The following is a 15,223-nucleotide window of genomic DNA, read 5'->3' on the forward strand; positions in this document are numbered from 1 at the left end:
CCCAGCCGCCATCAGTTGCCGCCGATCACGTCGCCGAACAGCACCCACTGCTTGCCGTTGAACTTCGACAGCTGCGCCTGGTCGACCGGCGCGAAGTCCGTCGGGCTGGTGTTCAGCGTGATGCCGGGCAGGAGCAGCGATTGCTTGAAGTTCTTCAGGTTGGCCGCCTGCTTCATCACGTTCTCGCGCGTGAGGTCGTTGCCGCACTGCTTGAGCACCTGCACCATCGCCTGCGCGGCGATGTAGCCGTAGATGTTGCTCGCGTCCTCGACGTTGCCTTCGCGGTAGTAGCGCGCCATGAACGCGCGCCATTCGAGCATCGCCGGGTCGTCCTTCCACTGCGGGTCCGTCGCGTCCTTGTAGTACTGCACCGTGACGATGTCGATGGACTTGTCCAGGCCGGCGGGCGTCAGCACGGAGCCGACCGATGCGCCGACGTTGTTCAGCAGGTGCAGCGGCTTCCAGCCGGAGTCGTACACCTTGCGTATCGCCTGCGCCGCAAATTTCGGCGTGGTGATGTTGATGAACGTATCCGCACCCGATGCCTTCAGCGTGAGGATCTGCGAATCCACCGTCGGGTCGGTCACCTCGTAGGTGGCTTCGGCGACGATCATCTTCGCGTTCGCGCCCGACAGCACCTGCTTCACGCCGGCCAGCACGTCCTTGCCGTAGTCGTCGTTCTGGTAGAGGATCGCGACCTTCGCGTTGGGCTTGTTCTTCAGGAGGTAGCGGCCATAGATCGCGCCTTCGGTCTGGTAGCTCAGGTTGAAGCCCATGGTCCAGGGGTAGTTCTTCGGGTCGTTCCACTTCGTCGCGCCGGTCGCCAGGAACAGGTGCGGCACTTTCTTGGCGTTGACGTACTTGTGGATCGCCGAGTTGCTCGGCGTGCCCAGCGTCTGGAAGAGCGCCAGCACTTCGTCCTGCTCCACCAGCTTGCGCACCTGCTCGACGGCCTTGGGCGGGCTGTAGCCGTCGTCCACCGACAGCAGGTTGATCATGCGGCCGTTGACGCCGCCCTCCTCGTTGACCTTCCTGAAGTAGGCCTGCTGCACCTTGCCGATGGTGCCGTAGGCCGACGCGGGGCCGCTGTAGGGCATGGTCTGCCCGAGCTTGATCTCCTTCGCGGAGGCGCCGGGCCCGTACTTGGCCTGGGCCAGCGCGCCGGAGGCGAACAGCGATCCGCCAACGGCGATCGCGGCCGCCAGCCAGAGCGATTTGGGAAATTGGACGCTTCTCATCTTGCTTCCTTTCGAGTCTCCACCACACTTGCACATCGCGCCCCGCAGGCGCCGCTCACTTGCTCCGCGACAACCGGTGGCGCAGCATCTTCACCATGCCTGCAACGCCGGAAGGCATCACGTACATGAACAGGATCAGGAACACGCCGTAGATCGCCCAGGGCGCGGCCTTGGAGATCTGGTCGGCGATGTTGGGAACGAACTGGATGAAGAGGGCGCCGTAGATCGCGCCGCTGATCGAGGCGAGCCCGCCGATCACCACGCCGATCAGCAGCGTGAGCGACAGGAAGATCGTGAACGAATCCGGGGCGACGAACTGCACCGCGATCGCGCCGAGCGCGCCCGCGACGCCGGTATAGAACGCGGAGACGCCGAAGGTGAGCGACTTGTAGATCGCGGTGTTCACGCCCATGGCCTGCGCGGCGATGGGCTGGTCGCGGATCGCGACCAGCGCGCGCCCGACGCGCCCGCGCAGGAGATTCCAGGCGACCCAGAAGAGCAGCAGCGCCCAGGCGAGCGTGAAGAAGTAAAGCCACTGGTCCTGCGAGAGCGGGATGCCCTCGGGCGCATCGGGCTTGACGATCACCACGCCCATCGCGCCGCCGGTCCAGTGCTCCAGCGACTTGTGCTTGAGGATCTGCGGCATCGCGACGCCGAGCGCGAAGGTCGCGAGCGCCAGGTAGAGGCCCTCCAGGCGCAGCGCCGGTAAGCCGAAGAGGAAGCCCGCGACGAGGCACACCACGCCCGAGACGGGGATCGTCGCCCAATAGGGAAACCCGGCCTTGTCCATGAGGATCGCGGCGGTATATGCGCCGATCGCGTAGAACGCCCCGTGGCCGAGCGAGATCTGTCCATTGAAGCCCGTGAGCATGTTGAGCCCCAGGAGCGCGATGGCATAGGCGAGGGCGAGCGTGAGCTGGAAGACGCGGTAGTTGCCCAGCACGAAGGGCAGCACGCAGGCGACCACGACCAGCATGCCGAGCAGCAGCAGTTGCCGTGTGCCCATGGCGCGTAATTTCGCGGGAACGGCGGCGGGTGGCGTGACGGAAGAGACGGGCGGCTGGTCCATCGCGTCAGACCCTCGCCACATGGACTTTGCCGAACAGGCCGGCGGGACGCACGACGAGCACGCCGACGATGATGACGAGCGCCACGGTGAGCTTGAGCTCCGTGCCCAGGTACACCCCGACGACGTTCTCCAGCACGCCGACCACGAAGCCGCCGAGCACCGCGCCGCCGGGACTGTCGATGCCGCCGAGCAGCGCGCCCGCAAAGGCGTAGAGCAGGATGCCGCCCATCATGTTGGGCTCCAGGAACACGATGGGCGCGACCATGATGCCGGCGACCGCGCCGATGGCCGATGCGAGGCCCCAGCCCAGCGCGAGCATCCATCCGACGCGCACGCCGACGAGCCGGCTCGACACGGGGTTCTGGGCCGCGGCGCGCATCGCGAGGCCCAGGGGCGTGAAGCGAAAGAACAGGAACACGAGCAGCAGCACCGTGAGCGTCACGCCCGCCGAGCCGAGCTCGTGCGAGGTCACGTAGGTGTTGCCGAAGAGCGGCTGCGTGGGGAACGGGCTCGGGAAAGGCTTGATCGTGTAGCTGTAGATCCAGCCCGCGACACTGTTGAAGATCACGAGCAGGCCGATGAAGACGATCACGAGCGAGAGGATGGGGCCGTTTTCCACAGGGCGTATCACCACGCGCTCCAGGATCACGCCCCCGACGAAGGCCGCGGCCACCGTGATGAAGAACGCGCCCCAGTACGGCACGCCTGCCTGCATCAGCGTCCAGGCGAGGTAGGTCGCGAACATCGCGATCTCGCCTTGCGCGAAGTTCACGAGGTGCGTGGCCTGGTAGATCATCACGAGGGCCAGCGCCACGCTCGCGTAGATGCCGCCGGTCGCGAGGCCGGAGAGCACTTGGTGGATCAGCAGGTCCATGCGCGGCGGTCTTTCTAGTAACCCAGGTAGGAGCGGCGCACCGACTCGTCGTTGCGGATCGATTCCGCCGATCCGGAGATCACCACGCGGCCGGTCTCCAGCAGGTAGGCATGGTCCGCCAGGCGCAGCGCGAGCGCGGCGTTCTGCTCCACCAGCAGCATGCTGATGCCCGAGGCCTGGTTGATCTCGCGGAAGATCTCGAAGAGCTCCTGCACGATGCGCGGCGCGAGGCCGAAGGACGGCTCGTCGAGCAGCAGCAGGCGGGGCTGGAGCATCAGCGCGCGCGACACCGCCAGCATCTGCTGCTCACCGCCCGACAGCGTGCCCGCCTGCTGCCGGCGGCGCTCGCGCAGGCGCGGGAAATAATTGAACATGCGCTCGTAGTCGGCCTGCACCCCGGCCTTGTCCTTGCGCGTGTACGCGCCGATGCGCAGGTTCTCCTCGACGGTGAAGTTCAGGAAGGTGCCCCGCCCGTCAGGCACGTGCGCGACGCCCATGCGCACGATGCTTTCGGTGGGCTTGCCGTCGATGCGATCGCCGCCGAGGATGATGTCACCTTGCGTCCGCACCATGCCGCACATGGCGCGCAGCGTCGTCGTCTTGCCCGCACCGTTGGCGCCGAGAATCGTGGTGATGCCCCCCTGGCGCACTTCGAAGTCGATGCCGTGCAACACATGGGTGCTGCCGTAATAGGCATGCAGCCCGCGCACCTGCAGCAGCGGCGAGCTCATGCTTCCACCCCGAGGTACGCGCGCACGACATCGGGGTTCTCGCGAACCTCCGCCGGCGTGCCGTCGGCGATCTTGCGTCCGAAGTCCAGGGCGATGACCTGGTCGCTCACGCGCATCACGAGGTTCATGTGGTGCTCGACGAGCAGCATCGTCAGCTGCAGTTCCGACTGGATGCGTCGCAGCAGCAGGCGCAGGCCGTCGACCTCTTCGTGGTTCAGGCCGCCCGCAGGTTCGTCGAGCAGGAGCAGCTTGGGCTGGCTCATCAACGCACGCGCGAGCTCCACCCTCTTCTGCGTCCCGAACGGCAGGTCCGCGACCGGCGTCGCCGCGACGGCCTGCAAATCGAGAAGGTCGATGACCTGCGACGCCCTCGCGCCGAGCTGCCGCTCTTCCCGCTGCACATGCGGCAGGCGCAGCGCATTCGACAGGAATCCGCTCGCGCTGCGCGCATGGCCGCCCAGCATCACGTTGTCGCGGACGCTCATCGTGCGGAACAGCGCGAGGTTCTGGAAAGTGCGGCCGATGCCCAGCGCCGCGATGCCGTGCGGCGGCGTGTCGGTGAGCGGCTTTCCTTCGAAGAGGATCTCGCCTTCGCTGAAGCCGTACAGGCGCGACAGGCAATTGAACAGCGTGGTCTTGCCCGCGCCGTTCGGCCCGATCAATCCGGCGATGGTTCCGCGCATGACCTTGAACGACACGCCGTCGAGCGCCGTGATGCCGCCGAAGCGCACGGTGACGCCGGTGACTTCGAGCAGGGCCTGGGCGCGCGGTTCTTGCATGGATGGTGTGGGACGTTTCGCTGGCCTTTATGCTCCCGCCCCCGTGGCCGACCAACAGTGGAAACCCGCGCGCACGGCGGCGGGCCGTCGCGCAGGCGTCAGGCCGCGTGTTGCAGCAGCCACGCGCCGACGCGGTCCGGCATCGTCCTCACATGCCCGGGCATGCGTCCGTCGGGAAAGCCCACGTGGCCGCCCGTGGCCGGCTGCCACAGCGTCACATGCGAGCCGGCTTCACCGGCCTCCGGCAGGCTGGCGGCCGGCACGAAAGGATCGTTGCGTGCATTGAGCGCGAGTGCGGGAATGCGGATCCGATGCAGGTGCGGCTTGGCCGATGCCCGCGCGTAGTAGTCGTCCGCGTTGCGAAACCCGTGCAGCGGCGCGGTGAAGATGTCGTCGAATTCGTACAGGTTGCGCGCGGCCATCAACCGCTTGCCGTCGAAGAGGCCGGGATGCTGCGCGAGCTTGTCCATCGCCTTGGGTTTCATCGTGCGCAGGAACATGGTGGTGTACACGAGCCGGTTGAAACCGCGGCCGATGGCCACCGACCCCGCCGCCAGGTCCAGCGGCGAGCAGACCGACGCCACGGCGCTCGCGAATCGCGATGCGTCGCTGCCTGCCTCGCCGGCCCAGCGCATCAAGGCATTGCCGCCGAGGGACACGCCTGCCGCGACGATCGGGCCTTCGTGCCGCTCGCGCAGCCGCGAGAGGATCCACCCGATCTCTTCGTAGTCCCCCGAATGGTAGGCGCGGGGCCCGGCATTGAGCTCGCCGCCGCATCCGCGGAAATGCGGAATGACGAAGGCGGCCCCGCGTTCGGCGGCGAAGTCGGCGAAGGCCTCGGCGTAGTGGCTGCGCGACGAGCCCTCGAGCCCATGGAACATGACGAGCAGCGGCGCCCGGGGCCCGACCGGCTTGCCTGCAAGGAAGTCGACATCGATGAAGTCGCCGTCGGGGGTGCGCCAGCGCTCGCGCCGGTACTGCGGCACGGCGCCGAAGACGCGACGCGCGAAGAGCGCGGCCCAGATCGTCTGCAGGTTGCCGCCGGGCAGCCACCACGGCGCGCGGTAATCGAACCCCGGCCCGTCGCTCAATGCAGCACCTGGGGTGAGCCGGAGACCTCCTGGATTTCGCTGGGAGTGCCGGGGCTCGCATGATGCGCGACCATGCGCCAGCCCTGGGTGGTCTTGTGGTAGACGTTGGTGGCGATCACCCAGGCGTTCAGCGGGCCTTCCGGGCCCAGGACTTCCACGCGTTCGAGCACGTTGTGCACCGCCGCCGCCGCCGCGTGCACCTTGCGCGCCTGCTCGGGCCATGCGCGGATGCTGCCGTTGCCGAACATCGCCTCGAACGTGGCGCGGATCGCCATCGCGCCGACGACGCGGGGGCCGCCGGGGTGGATGCACACGATGTCGTCGTCGTCCGCCCAGCAGGCCATGAGCTTGTCGATATCGCCGTTCTGCAGGGCGTCGTAGAAAGCGGCTTCGACATCGTCGGCGTTGCCTTCGAGGCTGGCGGCCTGGAGTTTGGACTTGCGCATGGGTGCGGGGATTTTGCCGTGGATTCAGCGTGCGAGCCACTCGCGCACGACGGCGTCGACGTCGCCCTGCGCGGCGCGCCACACAACCGCGGGCTCGGCCACGTGGATGCCCGGCGTCGCGTGACGCAGCGCCGACGCGACGAACTCCGCGACCTTGACCGAGCGCACCGGCTGCTCGCTGCTGGGGATCATGTAGCGGAAGATCGACAGCATCCAGCGGGCCGTCGACGGCAGGAAGCCCCTCTCTTTCGCCGCGCCCGGCCTTTGTGCGGACCGCACGAAGAGGAGGCGTTCGAAACCCAGCGTGCTGACCGCGTGCTCATCCAGTCCCGCCAGTCCGCGTTTGAGTGCTTCGGGCAGCCGGCCCTGCGCGTGCGGCAGCACGACCGCGAGCGTCGTCACACCGCTGCGCCGCATCCACAGCGCGAGTTCGACCAGCTGCCCGGGTTGGGGCGTCCACAACGCGCGCTCGCGGTCATGGAAGAGCCTCGGCGGTTCGAACAGGATCACCCCCGTGTCTGCCGGCAGCAACGGCCATTGCCGCGGCGAGTCGGATTCGACCCGGTGCAGCGCGACACCGCGAAGGCCCGCCTGGATGGGCTCGCGGGCGAGCACGTACGTCGCTCCGAAGCGCTGATGGCCCACCAGCCGGCGCATGACCTCGTTGCCGAGCGTGCCGGTGGCACCGGCGACCAGCAAGGTCGGCTGACGGATGGGTTTGCCGGGCCGAAGTGCGCCCGCGAGGACTTGAACCGGCCCGGAATGCATCCCATCTATGCTACCGTTGCCAACCCCTCCCACAAGGAACTTCCCGAATGAAACGCTGGCTCCTCATCCTCCTGGCGGCCCTGTCGCTCTCCGGCTGCGGCTACAACGACTTCCAGCGCCTCGACGAGGCGAGCAAATCGGCGTGGAGCGAGGTGCTCAACCAGTACCAGCGTCGCGCCGACCTGGTGCCCAACCTCGTCGCCACGGTCAAGGGCGAGGCGAACTTCGAGCAGGACACGCTGACCAAGGTGATCGAGGCGCGGGCCAAGGCTACCGCGGTGCAGGTCACCCCCGAGACGCTCAACAACCCCGAGGCGTTCAAGAAATTCCAGCAGGCGCAAGGCGAGCTGTCGAGCGCGCTCAGCCGCCTGCTCGTCGTCAGCGAGCGCTACCCGGACCTGAAGGCGAACCAGAGCTTCCGCGACCTGCGCGTACAGCTCGAAGGCACGGAGAACCGCATCACCGTGGCGCGCAACCGCTACATCCAGTCGGTGCAGGAGTACAACGTGCTCGCGCGCAGCTTTCCCAATAACCTGACGGCGATGGTGTTCCATTACGAGCCGAAGCCCACCTTCACGGTGCAGAACGAGGCCCAGATTTCGACGCCTCCCCAAGTGGACTTCGGCACGAAGAAGTGAGGCGGCTCCTCGCGTTCGCCTTCGTCGCCCTGTGGGCGGCCTGCGGCTTCGCGCAGGACCTCAAGCCCATCCCCGCGCTTACGGCGCACGTCGTCGACCAGACGGGCACGCTCGACGCGATCCAGCAAAAAGGGCTGGAGGACAAGCTCATGGCCCTGGAGCAATCCAAGGGCACGCAGCTTGCGATGCTGATCGTCCCGACCACGCAACCGGAAGACATCGCGAGCTACGCGAACCGCGTGGCCAACAGCTGGAAGATCGGCCGCAAAGGCGTGGGCGATGGGGTGCTCCTCGTCGTCGCGAAGGATGACCGCAAGGTGCGCATCGAGGTCGCGAAGACGCTCGAAGGCGCCATCCCCGACCTCGCGGCGCGGCAGGTGATCGAGGATGCGATCACCCCGAACTTCCGCAAGGGCGATTACGCAGCGGGCCTGCAGGCGGCTGCCGACCAGTTGATTGCGCGCATCAACGGCGAAGCACTGCCGGCGCCCAAGGCACGATCGACGAAGCCCACCCCGCAAGCCGGACTCGGCGGTTTCGACTGGATGGACCTCGCGATCTTCCTGTTCATCGGCGTTCCGGTGGTGGGCGGCATCCTGCGCGGCATGCTCGGCCGCAAGCTGGGCTCCTTCGCGACAGGCGCGGGCGTCGGCGTCATCGCCATGTTCATCACTTCCAGCATCGTCGTCGCCGCGATCGCGGCGTTCATCGCCTTGCTGTTCACGATGATCTCCGGCGGCCTGGGCGGCATGTCCCCCGGCAGGCGCGGCGGCAACGGCGGCGTGCCGTGGATCGGTGGCGGCGGGGGCGGAGGCGGTTGGGGCGGAGGCGGTGGAAGCAGCTGGGGCGGCTCCGGGGGCGGCGGCGATTTCGGGGGCGGCGGCGCCTCGGGGGACTGGTGATGATGGCGCAGGGCAACTTGATCTCCCGCGTGCTGCGCCACCGCTGGCTGGACGAATCCGACACGCGCAAGGCCATTCCACCCGAACTGGTGGAGCGACTGGCGCGGCGGGTGGCGGCGAGCGAGAAGCGCCACACCGGCGAAGTGCGGATCTACGTCGAGGCCGGGCTTCCGATGAGCTACCTGTGGCGTGGCGCTTCGGCACGGGAGCGAGCGGTGGCGATGTTCGGCAAGCTGCGTGTGTGGGACACCGAGCAGAACAACGGCGTGCTGATCTACCTGCTGCTCGCCGAGCGCGCCATCGAAATCGTTGCCGACCGGGCGGTGCACCGGGCGGTTCCGCCTGCCGAGTGGCAGGCGATCGTTGGCCGCATGGGCGCCGCGCTGCACGAAGGCCGCTTCGAGGACGGGATCACGCAAGCGCTGGAGGAAGTGTCCGCGCTATTGGTGGCGCACTTCCCGGCTCCCGACGGCGCGGAGAACGTGAACGAGTTGCCCGACGAGCCCGTGCTGGGGTGAGGTGACGCCGCTTTGGCGACTCGGAGCTTAGTGCGTCGCAGCTCGTCGCGTCGACACGTTGTGGACGCGGGTGCCGGACACCGATGCTTCGGACTCGCCTGCCCCGCAGTGGCCGATGACGACGCGATGACGCGTGCATATCGAACTTTTTCATTGACCTGTCTTCCCATCCTCACCTTGAAGTCGATGATTCTATTTACCAGGTAACTTTCGACCTCTATTTATGTCGTTCGGCCAGGCCGGCATTAGCATTTGGCAATAAAAAAGCCCCGCTCTTTCGAACGGGGCTTGAGGGCGCGATTTTTAGCGCTTCTTATGGGAACCGGATCGGCGGGAAACATCCGAAGACGCACCTGCCATCCATCTATTTCTTCTGCCGATATTTGCGCAGTGCCGCGATCTGCGCAGCCATGACGGCCAGTTCCGACTGCGCCTTGGCGATGTCGAGCTCGCCCTTGGCGTTGCGAAGGGCTTCCTCGGCAGCCGCCTTGGCGGCGTTGGCCTTTTCTTCGTCGAGGTCCTTGCCGCGAATGGCGGTGTCGGACAGGACGGTGACGGTGGTCGGTTGGACTTCCAGCACGCCGCCTGCGACGAACACGAATTCCTCGGTGCCGTCGGCTTTCTCGATCCGCACGGTACCCGGCTTGATGCGGGTGATCAGCGGCGTGTGACGCGGATAGATGCCGAGCTCGCCGGCCTCGCCGGGCAATGCGACGAAACGCGCCTCACCCGAGAAGATCGACTCCTCGGCACTCACCACGTCCACATGAATGGTGTGGGTGGATTCCATCTTTAGACCTTCTTGGCCTTCTCGAAAGCTTCGTCGATCGTGCCGACCATGTAGAACGCCTGCTCGGGCAGGTGATCGCATTCGCCGGCGGTGATCATCTTGAAGCCGCGGATCGTCTCCGCCAGCGGCACGTACTTGCCGGGCGAACCGGTGAACACTTCGGCGACGTGGAAGGGCTGCGACAGGAAGCGCTGGATCTTGCGGGCGCGGGCCACGGCCAGCTTGTCTTCGGGCGCGAGCTCGTCCATGCCGAGAATCGCGATGATGTCGCGCAGTTCCTTGTAGCGCTGCAGCGTGTTCTGCACGGCGCGGGCGGTGTTGTAGTGGTCCTCGCCCACGACCAACGGGTCGAGCTGGCGGCTCGTGGAATCCAGCGGGTCCACGGCGGGATAGATGCCCAGCGCGGCGATGTCACGGGACAACACGACGGTGGAGTCCAAGTGGGCGAACGTCGTCGCGGGCGACGGGTCGGTCAAGTCGTCCGCAGGCACGTACACGGCCTGGATCGAGGTGATCGAGCCGACCTTGGTCGACGTGATCCGCTCCTGCAGGCGACCCATTTCCTCGGCCAGCGTCGGCTGGTAGCCCACGGCGGAAGGCATGCGGCCCAGCAGCGCGGAGACTTCCGTGCCGGCGAGCGTGTAGCGGTAGATGTTGTCCACGAAGAACAGCACGTCGCGGCCTTCATCGCGGAACGACTCGGCGATCGTGAGGCCGGTCAACGCGACGCGCAGGCGGTTACCCGGCGGCTCGTTCATCTGGCCGTAGACCATCGACACCTTGGAGTTCGGCAGGTTCTCGAGGTCGACGACCTTGGAGTCGGCCATCTCGTGATAGAAGTCGTTGCCTTCACGGGTGCGTTCACCGACGCCGGCGAACACCGACAGGCCGGAGTGCGCCTTGGCGATGTTGTTGATCAGCTCCATCATGTTCACGGTCTTGCCGACTCCGGCGCCGCCGAACAGACCGACCTTGCCGCCCTTCGAGAAGGGACACACCAGGTCGATCACCTTGATGCCGGTTTCGAGCAGCTCCTGCGAAGGCGAGAGCTCGTCATAGGCTGGGGCCTTGCGGTGGATCGACGCGGTCAGCGTCGAGTCGACGGGGCCACGCTCGTCGATCGGGTTGCCCAGCACGTCCATGATGCGACCCAGCGTGGCCTTGCCCACCGGCACCGTGATCGGTGCATTGGTGTTGTAGACCATGTTGCCGCGGCGCAGGCCGTCGGAAGAACCGAGCGCAATGGTGCGGACGATGCCGTCGCCCAGCTGCTGCTGCACTTCCAGGGTCAGGGCCGTGCCTTCCATCTTGAGGGCGTCGTACACCTTGGGCATCTGGTCGCGCGGAAATTCCACGTCGACCACGGCGCCGATGCATTGGACGATCTTGCCTTGGGTTGCTTGTGTTTGAGCCATTTACGGTGCTCCAAAAATAATCTGTAGGGTCTTCAAACCGCAGCCGCTCCGGCCACGATCTCCGAAAGCTCTTTCGTGATCGCCGCCTGGCGCGTCTTGTTGTAGACCAGCTTGAGCTCGGCAATCACGTTGCCGGCGTTGTCGGTGGCGGCCTTCATGGCCACCATGCGCGCCGATTGCTCGGACGCCATGTTCTCGGCCACGGCCTGGTACACCAGCGCCTCTACGTAGCGCAGCAGCAATTCGTCGATGACAGTCTGCGCATCGGGTTCGTAGATGTAGTCCCAGCCGTGCTGGCCCTCGTCGGACTTGAAATTGTCCGCGGTGAGAGGTAACAGCTGCTCGAGCACCGGCTCCTGACGCATGGTGTTGATGAACTTGGTGTACGAAAGGTACACGGCGCTCACCTTGCCCTCGGCGTAAGCATCGAGCAGCACCTTCACCGGCCCGATCAACTTGTCCAGATGCGGCGTGTCACCCAGTTGCGTCACATGCGAAACCACCTTGGCGCCGATGCGGTTCAGGAAGCCCAGGCCCTTGTTGCCGATGGCGACCGCATTCGCGTCCATCCCGGCGGACTGCATTTCGCGCAGCTTGGTCGTGACCATGCGCAGCACGTTGGTGTTCATGCCGCCGCACAGGCCCTTGTCCGTCGTGACCACGATGAAGCCGGCGGTCTTCGCGTCGTTCACATTCATGAACGGGTGCGTGTACTCCGGATTCGCCTTGCCGAGGTTGGCCGCGATATTGCGCACCTTGTCGGCGTAAGGCCGGGCATGGCGCATGCGCTCCTGCGCCTTGCGCATCTTGGAGGCGGCCACCATTTCCATGGCCTTGGTGATCTTCTTGGTGTTCTCCACCGATTTGATCTTGCCCCGAATCTCTTTACCTGCAGCCACGTTGGCTCCTGTTAATTCAGAGACGTCAAGCGAAGGACTTCTTGAACGCCGCGATGGCGGCGTTCAATTCGGTCTCGGCGTCGATGCAGACCTTCTTGAAGGCCTTCTTGTCGTCCGCGTCCGAATCCTTGGCGGGCTTGTTGTCCCACTTGGCGCCGTTCTTTTCGATGGTCGCGAGCAGGGCGGCGTGCTTGTCCTTCAGGTAGGCATGCAGGCCGTGCTCGAAGGCCAGGACTTTCTTGACCTCGATGTCGTCGAGGTACCCCTTGTTCACCGCGAAGAGTGTCGCGCCCATCAGCGAGATCGGCAGCGGGCTGTACTGGGCCTGCTTGAGCAATTCGGTCACGCGGGCGCCGCGGTCGAGCTGCTTGCGGGTGGCTTCGTCCAGGTCGGAGGCGAACTGCGCGAAGGCCGCCAGCTCACGATATTGCGCGAGGTCCGTACGGATACCGCCCGACAGGCCCTTGATCCAGTTGGTCTGGGCGGCGCTACCGACGCGGGACACCGAGATACCGGCGTTGATGGCGGGGCGGATGCCGGCGTTGAAAAGCGACGTTTCCAGGAAGATCTGCCCGTCCGTGATCGAGATTACGTTCGTCGGCACGAAAGCGGACACGTCGCCCGCCTGCGTCTCGATGATCGGCAGTGCGGTCAGCGAACCCGTCTTGCCCTTGACTTCGCCCTTGGTGAACGCTTCGACGTAGTCGGCATTCACGCGTGCGGCGCGCTCGAGCAGGCGCGAGTGGAGATAGAACACGTCGCCGGGGTAGGCTTCGCGGCCCGGCGGGCGGCGCAGCAGCAGCGAAACCTGGCGATACGCGACGGCCTGCTTGGACAGGTCGTCATAGACGATCAGGGCATCCTGGCCGCGGTCACGGAAATACTCGCCCATCGTGCAGCCGGAGTACGCGGAAACGTACTGCATGGCGGCCGACTCGGAAGCGGAAGCCGCGACGACGATGGTGTATTCCATCGCGCCGGCCTGCTCCAGCGAGCGGACGATGTTCTTGATCGTGGACGCCTTCTGCCCGATGGCGACGTACACGCAGGTCATGTTCTGACCCTTCTGGTTGATGATCGCATCGACGGCCACGGCCGACTTGCCGGTCTGGCGGTCGCCGATGATCAGCTCGCGCTGGCCGCGGCCGATCGGCACCATGGAGTCGATGGACTTCAGCCCGGTGGCCATCGGCTGGCTCACGGACTGGCGGGCGATCACGCCCGGCGCAACCTTCTCGATCACGTCGGTCATCTTGGCGTTGACCGGACCCTTGCCGTCGATCGGCTGGCCCAGCGCGTTGACGACGCGGCCCACGAGCTCGGGCCCCACCGGCACTTCCAGGATCCGGCCCGTGCACTTCACGGTGTCGCCTTCGGAGATGTGCTCGTATTCGCCCAGAATCACCGAGCCGACGGAGTCGCGCTCGAGGTTCAACGCAAGGCCGAAGGTCGGCGTGCCGTCCGCGGTCGGCGGGAACTCCAGCATCTCACCGGCCATCACGTCGGACAGGCCGTGGATGCGGCAGATACCGTCGGCCACGGATACGACCGTGCCCTGGTTGCGGATGTCGGCACTGGCGCTCAGGCCCTCGATGCGGCTCTTGATCAGTTCAGAAATCTCTGCGGGATTGAGTTGCATGACTCTTTCCTTTCCTAATGTTGTGACTCCGTCTCATCCCGCCGGTCAGGCGGTGAGGGCGACTTTCATTTGTTCCAGGCGGGCCTTGACGGAGGTGTCGAGCACCTCGTCGCCGACCACCACGCGAATTCCGCCGATGAGGGACGGGTCTTCCTTGACGCTCACGTTCAGCTTGCGGCCGAAGCGCTTTTCCAGTGCGGCCGAGACACCCGCGAGGGCCTGCGCATCGATCGGGAACGCGCTGTAGACCACGGCATCGGACGAGCCGCTCTGCGCATTCTTGAGCGCGCGAAATTGCGTCGCGATCTCGGGCAAGGCGGAGACGCGGCCGTTTTCGATGACCGCACGCAGGAAATTCTTCGCGCTCTCCGGCAATTGCACCTTGGCGACGTCGGAGATGACATCGAAGACCTGCTGGCTCGTGACCTTGGGGTTGTCGGCGAACTGCAGCAGCTGCGCGTTGCCGGCCACGGCGCCGAGGGCGTCGAGCCACTGCGAAGCCGCGTTCAAGTCACCCTTGGACGACTTGTACAACGCTTCGGCGTAAGGACGGGCGATGGTCGCGAGTTCAGCCATGTGTTCCTCTTACAGCTCGGCCTTGAGGCGGTTCAGCAGCTCGGCGTGAACGCCGGCGTTGACTTCCTTGCGCAGGATCTGCTCGGCGCCCTTGACGGCCAGGCCGGCGACCTGCTCGCGCAGGGTTTCGCGCGCGCGGACGGTCTGCTGGTCGGCTTCGACCTTCGCCGCTGCGATGATCTTGTTGGCCTCTTCGGTGGCCCGGCCCTTGGCTTCCTCGACGATGTGCTGCGCACGGCGCTCCGCGTCGGCCAGCAGGGCGGCCGTCTCGTTGCGCGTCTTGCCGAGTTCCGCTTCCACGCGCTTGTCGGCGGCAGCCAGGTCGGCCTTCGCCTTGTCGGCGGCGGCCAGGCCGTCGGCGATCTTCCGCGCGCGCTCGTCGAGCGCGGCGGCGATGGGGGGCCACACGTACTTCATCGTGAACCCGACCAGGATCAGGAACACGATCATCTGGACGATGAGGGTTGCGGTAATGCTCACTTGTTCATCCTTCGCCCCGCCGCGCTATGGCAAGCCGCGGGACATGAGATTGGGGGATGCCAGGACAGCGCTTACTTCGGGAGGTTGGCCAGCTGGCTCAGGAACGGGTTCGCGGTGGCGAACCACAGGGCGATACCGGTACCGATAATGAAAGCGGCGTCGATCAGGCCGGCGAGCAGGAACATCTTGGTCTGCAGTTCGCCCATCAGCTCGGGCTGGCGCGCGGCGGATTCGAGGTACTTGCTGCCCATGATGCCGATACCGATACAGGCACCGATGGCACCCAGGCCGATGATGAGGCCGGCGGCCAGTGCGACGAAACTGATAACTTGCATGATTGCTCCTAAAGGACTTGGTTGACGTAAAAAAA

18 protein-coding genes are annotated in these 15,223 nt (G+C 65.9%); 3 read left to right on the forward strand and 15 right to left on the reverse strand.

Annotation, left to right across the window (positions count from 1 at the left end; all coding sequences use genetic code 11):
- Positions 1-11 precede the first annotated feature (11 nt).
- The 8 genes from I5803_RS11670 to I5803_RS11705 form a co-directional block, all read right to left on the reverse strand.
- Positions 12-1,238, reverse strand: a complete 1,227-nt coding sequence (locus tag I5803_RS11670) for an ABC transporter substrate-binding protein (protein WP_196986527.1) — start codon at positions 1,236-1,238, stop codon at positions 12-14.
- A 55-nt stretch (positions 1,239-1,293) separates the two neighbouring features.
- Positions 1,294-2,244, reverse strand: a complete 951-nt coding sequence (locus tag I5803_RS11675; RefSeq protein ID WP_231402392.1) for a branched-chain amino acid ABC transporter permease — start codon at positions 2,242-2,244, stop codon at positions 1,294-1,296.
- A gap of 67 nt (positions 2,245-2,311) precedes the next feature.
- Positions 2,312-3,181, reverse strand: a complete 870-nt coding sequence (locus I5803_RS11680) for a branched-chain amino acid ABC transporter permease (RefSeq protein ID WP_196986529.1) — start codon at positions 3,179-3,181, stop codon at positions 2,312-2,314.
- Positions 3,182-3,195: 14 nt separating this feature from the next.
- On the reverse strand, positions 3,196-3,912 hold the full coding sequence (locus I5803_RS11685) for an ABC transporter ATP-binding protein (RefSeq protein WP_196986530.1): 717 nt from the start codon (positions 3,910-3,912) through the stop codon (positions 3,196-3,198).
- Complete coding sequence (locus I5803_RS11690; RefSeq protein WP_196986531.1) at positions 3,909-4,691, reverse strand: ABC transporter ATP-binding protein; 783 nt, start codon at positions 4,689-4,691, stop codon at positions 3,909-3,911. The genes I5803_RS11685 and I5803_RS11690 overlap by 4 nt, the downstream gene beginning before the upstream one ends.
- 98 nt (positions 4,692-4,789) lie before the next feature.
- Positions 4,790-5,782 carry a YheT family hydrolase gene (locus I5803_RS11695; protein ID WP_231402393.1) on the reverse strand — a complete coding sequence of 331 codons (993 nt, stop codon included), beginning with the start codon at positions 5,780-5,782 and terminating at the stop codon, positions 4,790-4,792.
- Positions 5,779-6,228 (reverse strand): YybH family protein, encoded by a 450-nt coding sequence (locus tag I5803_RS11700; protein ID WP_196986532.1) that lies wholly within the window; start codon positions 6,226-6,228, stop codon positions 5,779-5,781. Before I5803_RS11700 ends, I5803_RS11695 begins: the two co-directional genes overlap by 4 nt.
- Before the next feature lie 24 nt (positions 6,229-6,252).
- The gene (locus I5803_RS11705) at positions 6,253-6,996 is read right to left on the reverse strand and encodes a hypothetical protein (RefSeq protein ID WP_196986533.1); all 744 of its coding nucleotides are present in this window, start codon (positions 6,994-6,996) and stop codon (positions 6,253-6,255) included.
- Between the two features lie 47 nt (positions 6,997-7,043).
- Between I5803_RS11705 and I5803_RS11710 the strand changes: the two genes are divergently transcribed.
- Genes I5803_RS11710 through I5803_RS11720 form a run of 3 tightly spaced genes read left to right on the forward strand, consistent with a single transcriptional unit; the run spans position 7,044 to position 9,054 of the window.
- Positions 7,044-7,634: a LemA family protein gene (locus I5803_RS11710; RefSeq protein ID WP_196986534.1), complete on the forward strand. Its 591-nt coding sequence runs from the start codon at positions 7,044-7,046 to the stop codon at positions 7,632-7,634.
- Positions 7,631-8,536: a TPM domain-containing protein gene (locus I5803_RS11715; protein WP_196986535.1), complete on the forward strand. Its 906-nt coding sequence runs from the start codon at positions 7,631-7,633 to the stop codon at positions 8,534-8,536. Before I5803_RS11710 ends, I5803_RS11715 begins: the two co-directional genes overlap by 4 nt.
- A 2-nt stretch (positions 8,537-8,538) precedes the next feature.
- Entirely contained in the window at positions 8,539-9,054 is a 516-nt protein-coding gene (locus I5803_RS11720) for a TPM domain-containing protein (RefSeq protein WP_231402394.1), read from the forward strand.
- Between the two features lie 364 nt (positions 9,055-9,418).
- Here I5803_RS11720 and I5803_RS11725 read toward each other — a convergent pair whose 3' ends face one another.
- From I5803_RS11725 to atpE, 7 genes are all read right to left on the reverse strand, one after another.
- Positions 9,419-9,844 carry a F0F1 ATP synthase subunit epsilon gene (locus I5803_RS11725; RefSeq protein WP_196986537.1) on the reverse strand — a complete coding sequence of 142 codons (426 nt, stop codon included), beginning with the start codon at positions 9,842-9,844 and terminating at the stop codon, positions 9,419-9,421.
- A 2-nt stretch (positions 9,845-9,846) separates the two neighbouring features.
- Positions 9,847-11,259, reverse strand: a complete 1,413-nt coding sequence (atpD, locus tag I5803_RS11730) for a F0F1 ATP synthase subunit beta (protein WP_196986538.1) — start codon at positions 11,257-11,259, stop codon at positions 9,847-9,849.
- A gap of 32 nt (positions 11,260-11,291) precedes the next feature.
- Positions 11,292-12,158, reverse strand: a complete 867-nt coding sequence (atpG, locus tag I5803_RS11735) for a F0F1 ATP synthase subunit gamma (protein WP_196986539.1) — start codon at positions 12,156-12,158, stop codon at positions 11,292-11,294.
- Positions 12,159-12,183: 25 nt separating this feature from the next.
- A complete protein-coding gene (atpA, locus tag I5803_RS11740) occupies positions 12,184-13,797 on the reverse strand; it encodes a F0F1 ATP synthase subunit alpha (protein WP_196986540.1) in 1,614 nt (537 codons plus the stop codon).
- A gap of 45 nt (positions 13,798-13,842) precedes the next feature.
- On the reverse strand, positions 13,843-14,373 hold the full coding sequence (locus tag I5803_RS11745) for a F0F1 ATP synthase subunit delta (protein ID WP_196986541.1): 531 nt from the start codon (positions 14,371-14,373) through the stop codon (positions 13,843-13,845).
- Positions 14,374-14,382: 9 nt separating this feature from the next.
- Positions 14,383-14,853, reverse strand: coding sequence for a F0F1 ATP synthase subunit B (locus I5803_RS11750; RefSeq protein WP_196986542.1), 471 nt, complete (start codon positions 14,851-14,853; stop codon positions 14,383-14,385).
- 71 nt (positions 14,854-14,924) lie between these two features.
- Positions 14,925-15,188, reverse strand: a complete 264-nt coding sequence (gene atpE, locus I5803_RS11755) for a F0F1 ATP synthase subunit C (protein WP_231402395.1) — start codon at positions 15,186-15,188, stop codon at positions 14,925-14,927.
- Positions 15,189-15,223: the final 35 nt, after the last annotated feature.

This window comes from Caenimonas aquaedulcis (genome assembly GCF_015831345.1).
Taxonomy (GTDB): Bacteria; Pseudomonadota; Gammaproteobacteria; order Burkholderiales; family Burkholderiaceae_C; genus Ramlibacter; species Ramlibacter aquaedulcis.

Coding starts and splice junctions, on each gene's coding strand:
- I5803_RS11745 (WP_196986541.1), bottom strand. CDS start 14,373: ATGGCTGAACTCGCGACCATCGCCCGTCCTTACGCCGAAGCGTTGTAC.
- I5803_RS11710 (WP_196986534.1), top strand. CDS start 7,044: ATGAAACGCTGGCTCCTCATCCTCCTGGCGGCCCTGTCGCTCTCCGGC.
- I5803_RS11700 (WP_196986532.1), bottom strand. CDS start 6,228: ATGCGCAAGTCCAAACTCCAGGCCGCCAGCCTCGAAGGCAACGCCGAC.
- atpA (WP_196986540.1), bottom strand. CDS start 13,797: ATGCAACTCAATCCCGCAGAGATTTCTGAACTGATCAAGAGCCGCATC.
- atpE (WP_231402395.1), bottom strand. CDS start 15,188: ATGCAAGTTATCAGTTTCGTCGCACTGGCCGCCGGCCTCATCATCGGC.
- I5803_RS11705 (WP_196986533.1), bottom strand. CDS start 6,996: ATGCATTCCGGGCCGGTTCAAGTCCTCGCGGGCGCACTTCGGCCCGGC.
- I5803_RS11680 (WP_196986529.1), bottom strand. CDS start 3,181: ATGGACCTGCTGATCCACCAAGTGCTCTCCGGCCTCGCGACCGGCGGC.
- I5803_RS11725 (WP_196986537.1), bottom strand. CDS start 9,844: ATGGAATCCACCCACACCATTCATGTGGACGTGGTGAGTGCCGAGGAG.
- I5803_RS11670 (WP_196986527.1), bottom strand. CDS start 1,238: ATGAGAAGCGTCCAATTTCCCAAATCGCTCTGGCTGGCGGCCGCGATC.
- I5803_RS11690 (WP_196986531.1), bottom strand. CDS start 4,691: ATGCAAGAACCGCGCGCCCAGGCCCTGCTCGAAGTCACCGGCGTCACC.
- I5803_RS11675 (WP_231402392.1), bottom strand. CDS start 2,244: ATGGGCACACGGCAACTGCTGCTGCTCGGCATGCTGGTCGTGGTCGCC.
- I5803_RS11720 (WP_231402394.1), top strand. CDS start 8,539: ATGGCGCAGGGCAACTTGATCTCCCGCGTGCTGCGCCACCGCTGGCTG.
- I5803_RS11685 (WP_196986530.1), bottom strand. CDS start 3,912: ATGAGCTCGCCGCTGCTGCAGGTGCGCGGGCTGCATGCCTATTACGGC.
- atpD (WP_196986538.1), bottom strand. CDS start 11,259: ATGGCTCAAACACAAGCAACCCAAGGCAAGATCGTCCAATGCATCGGC.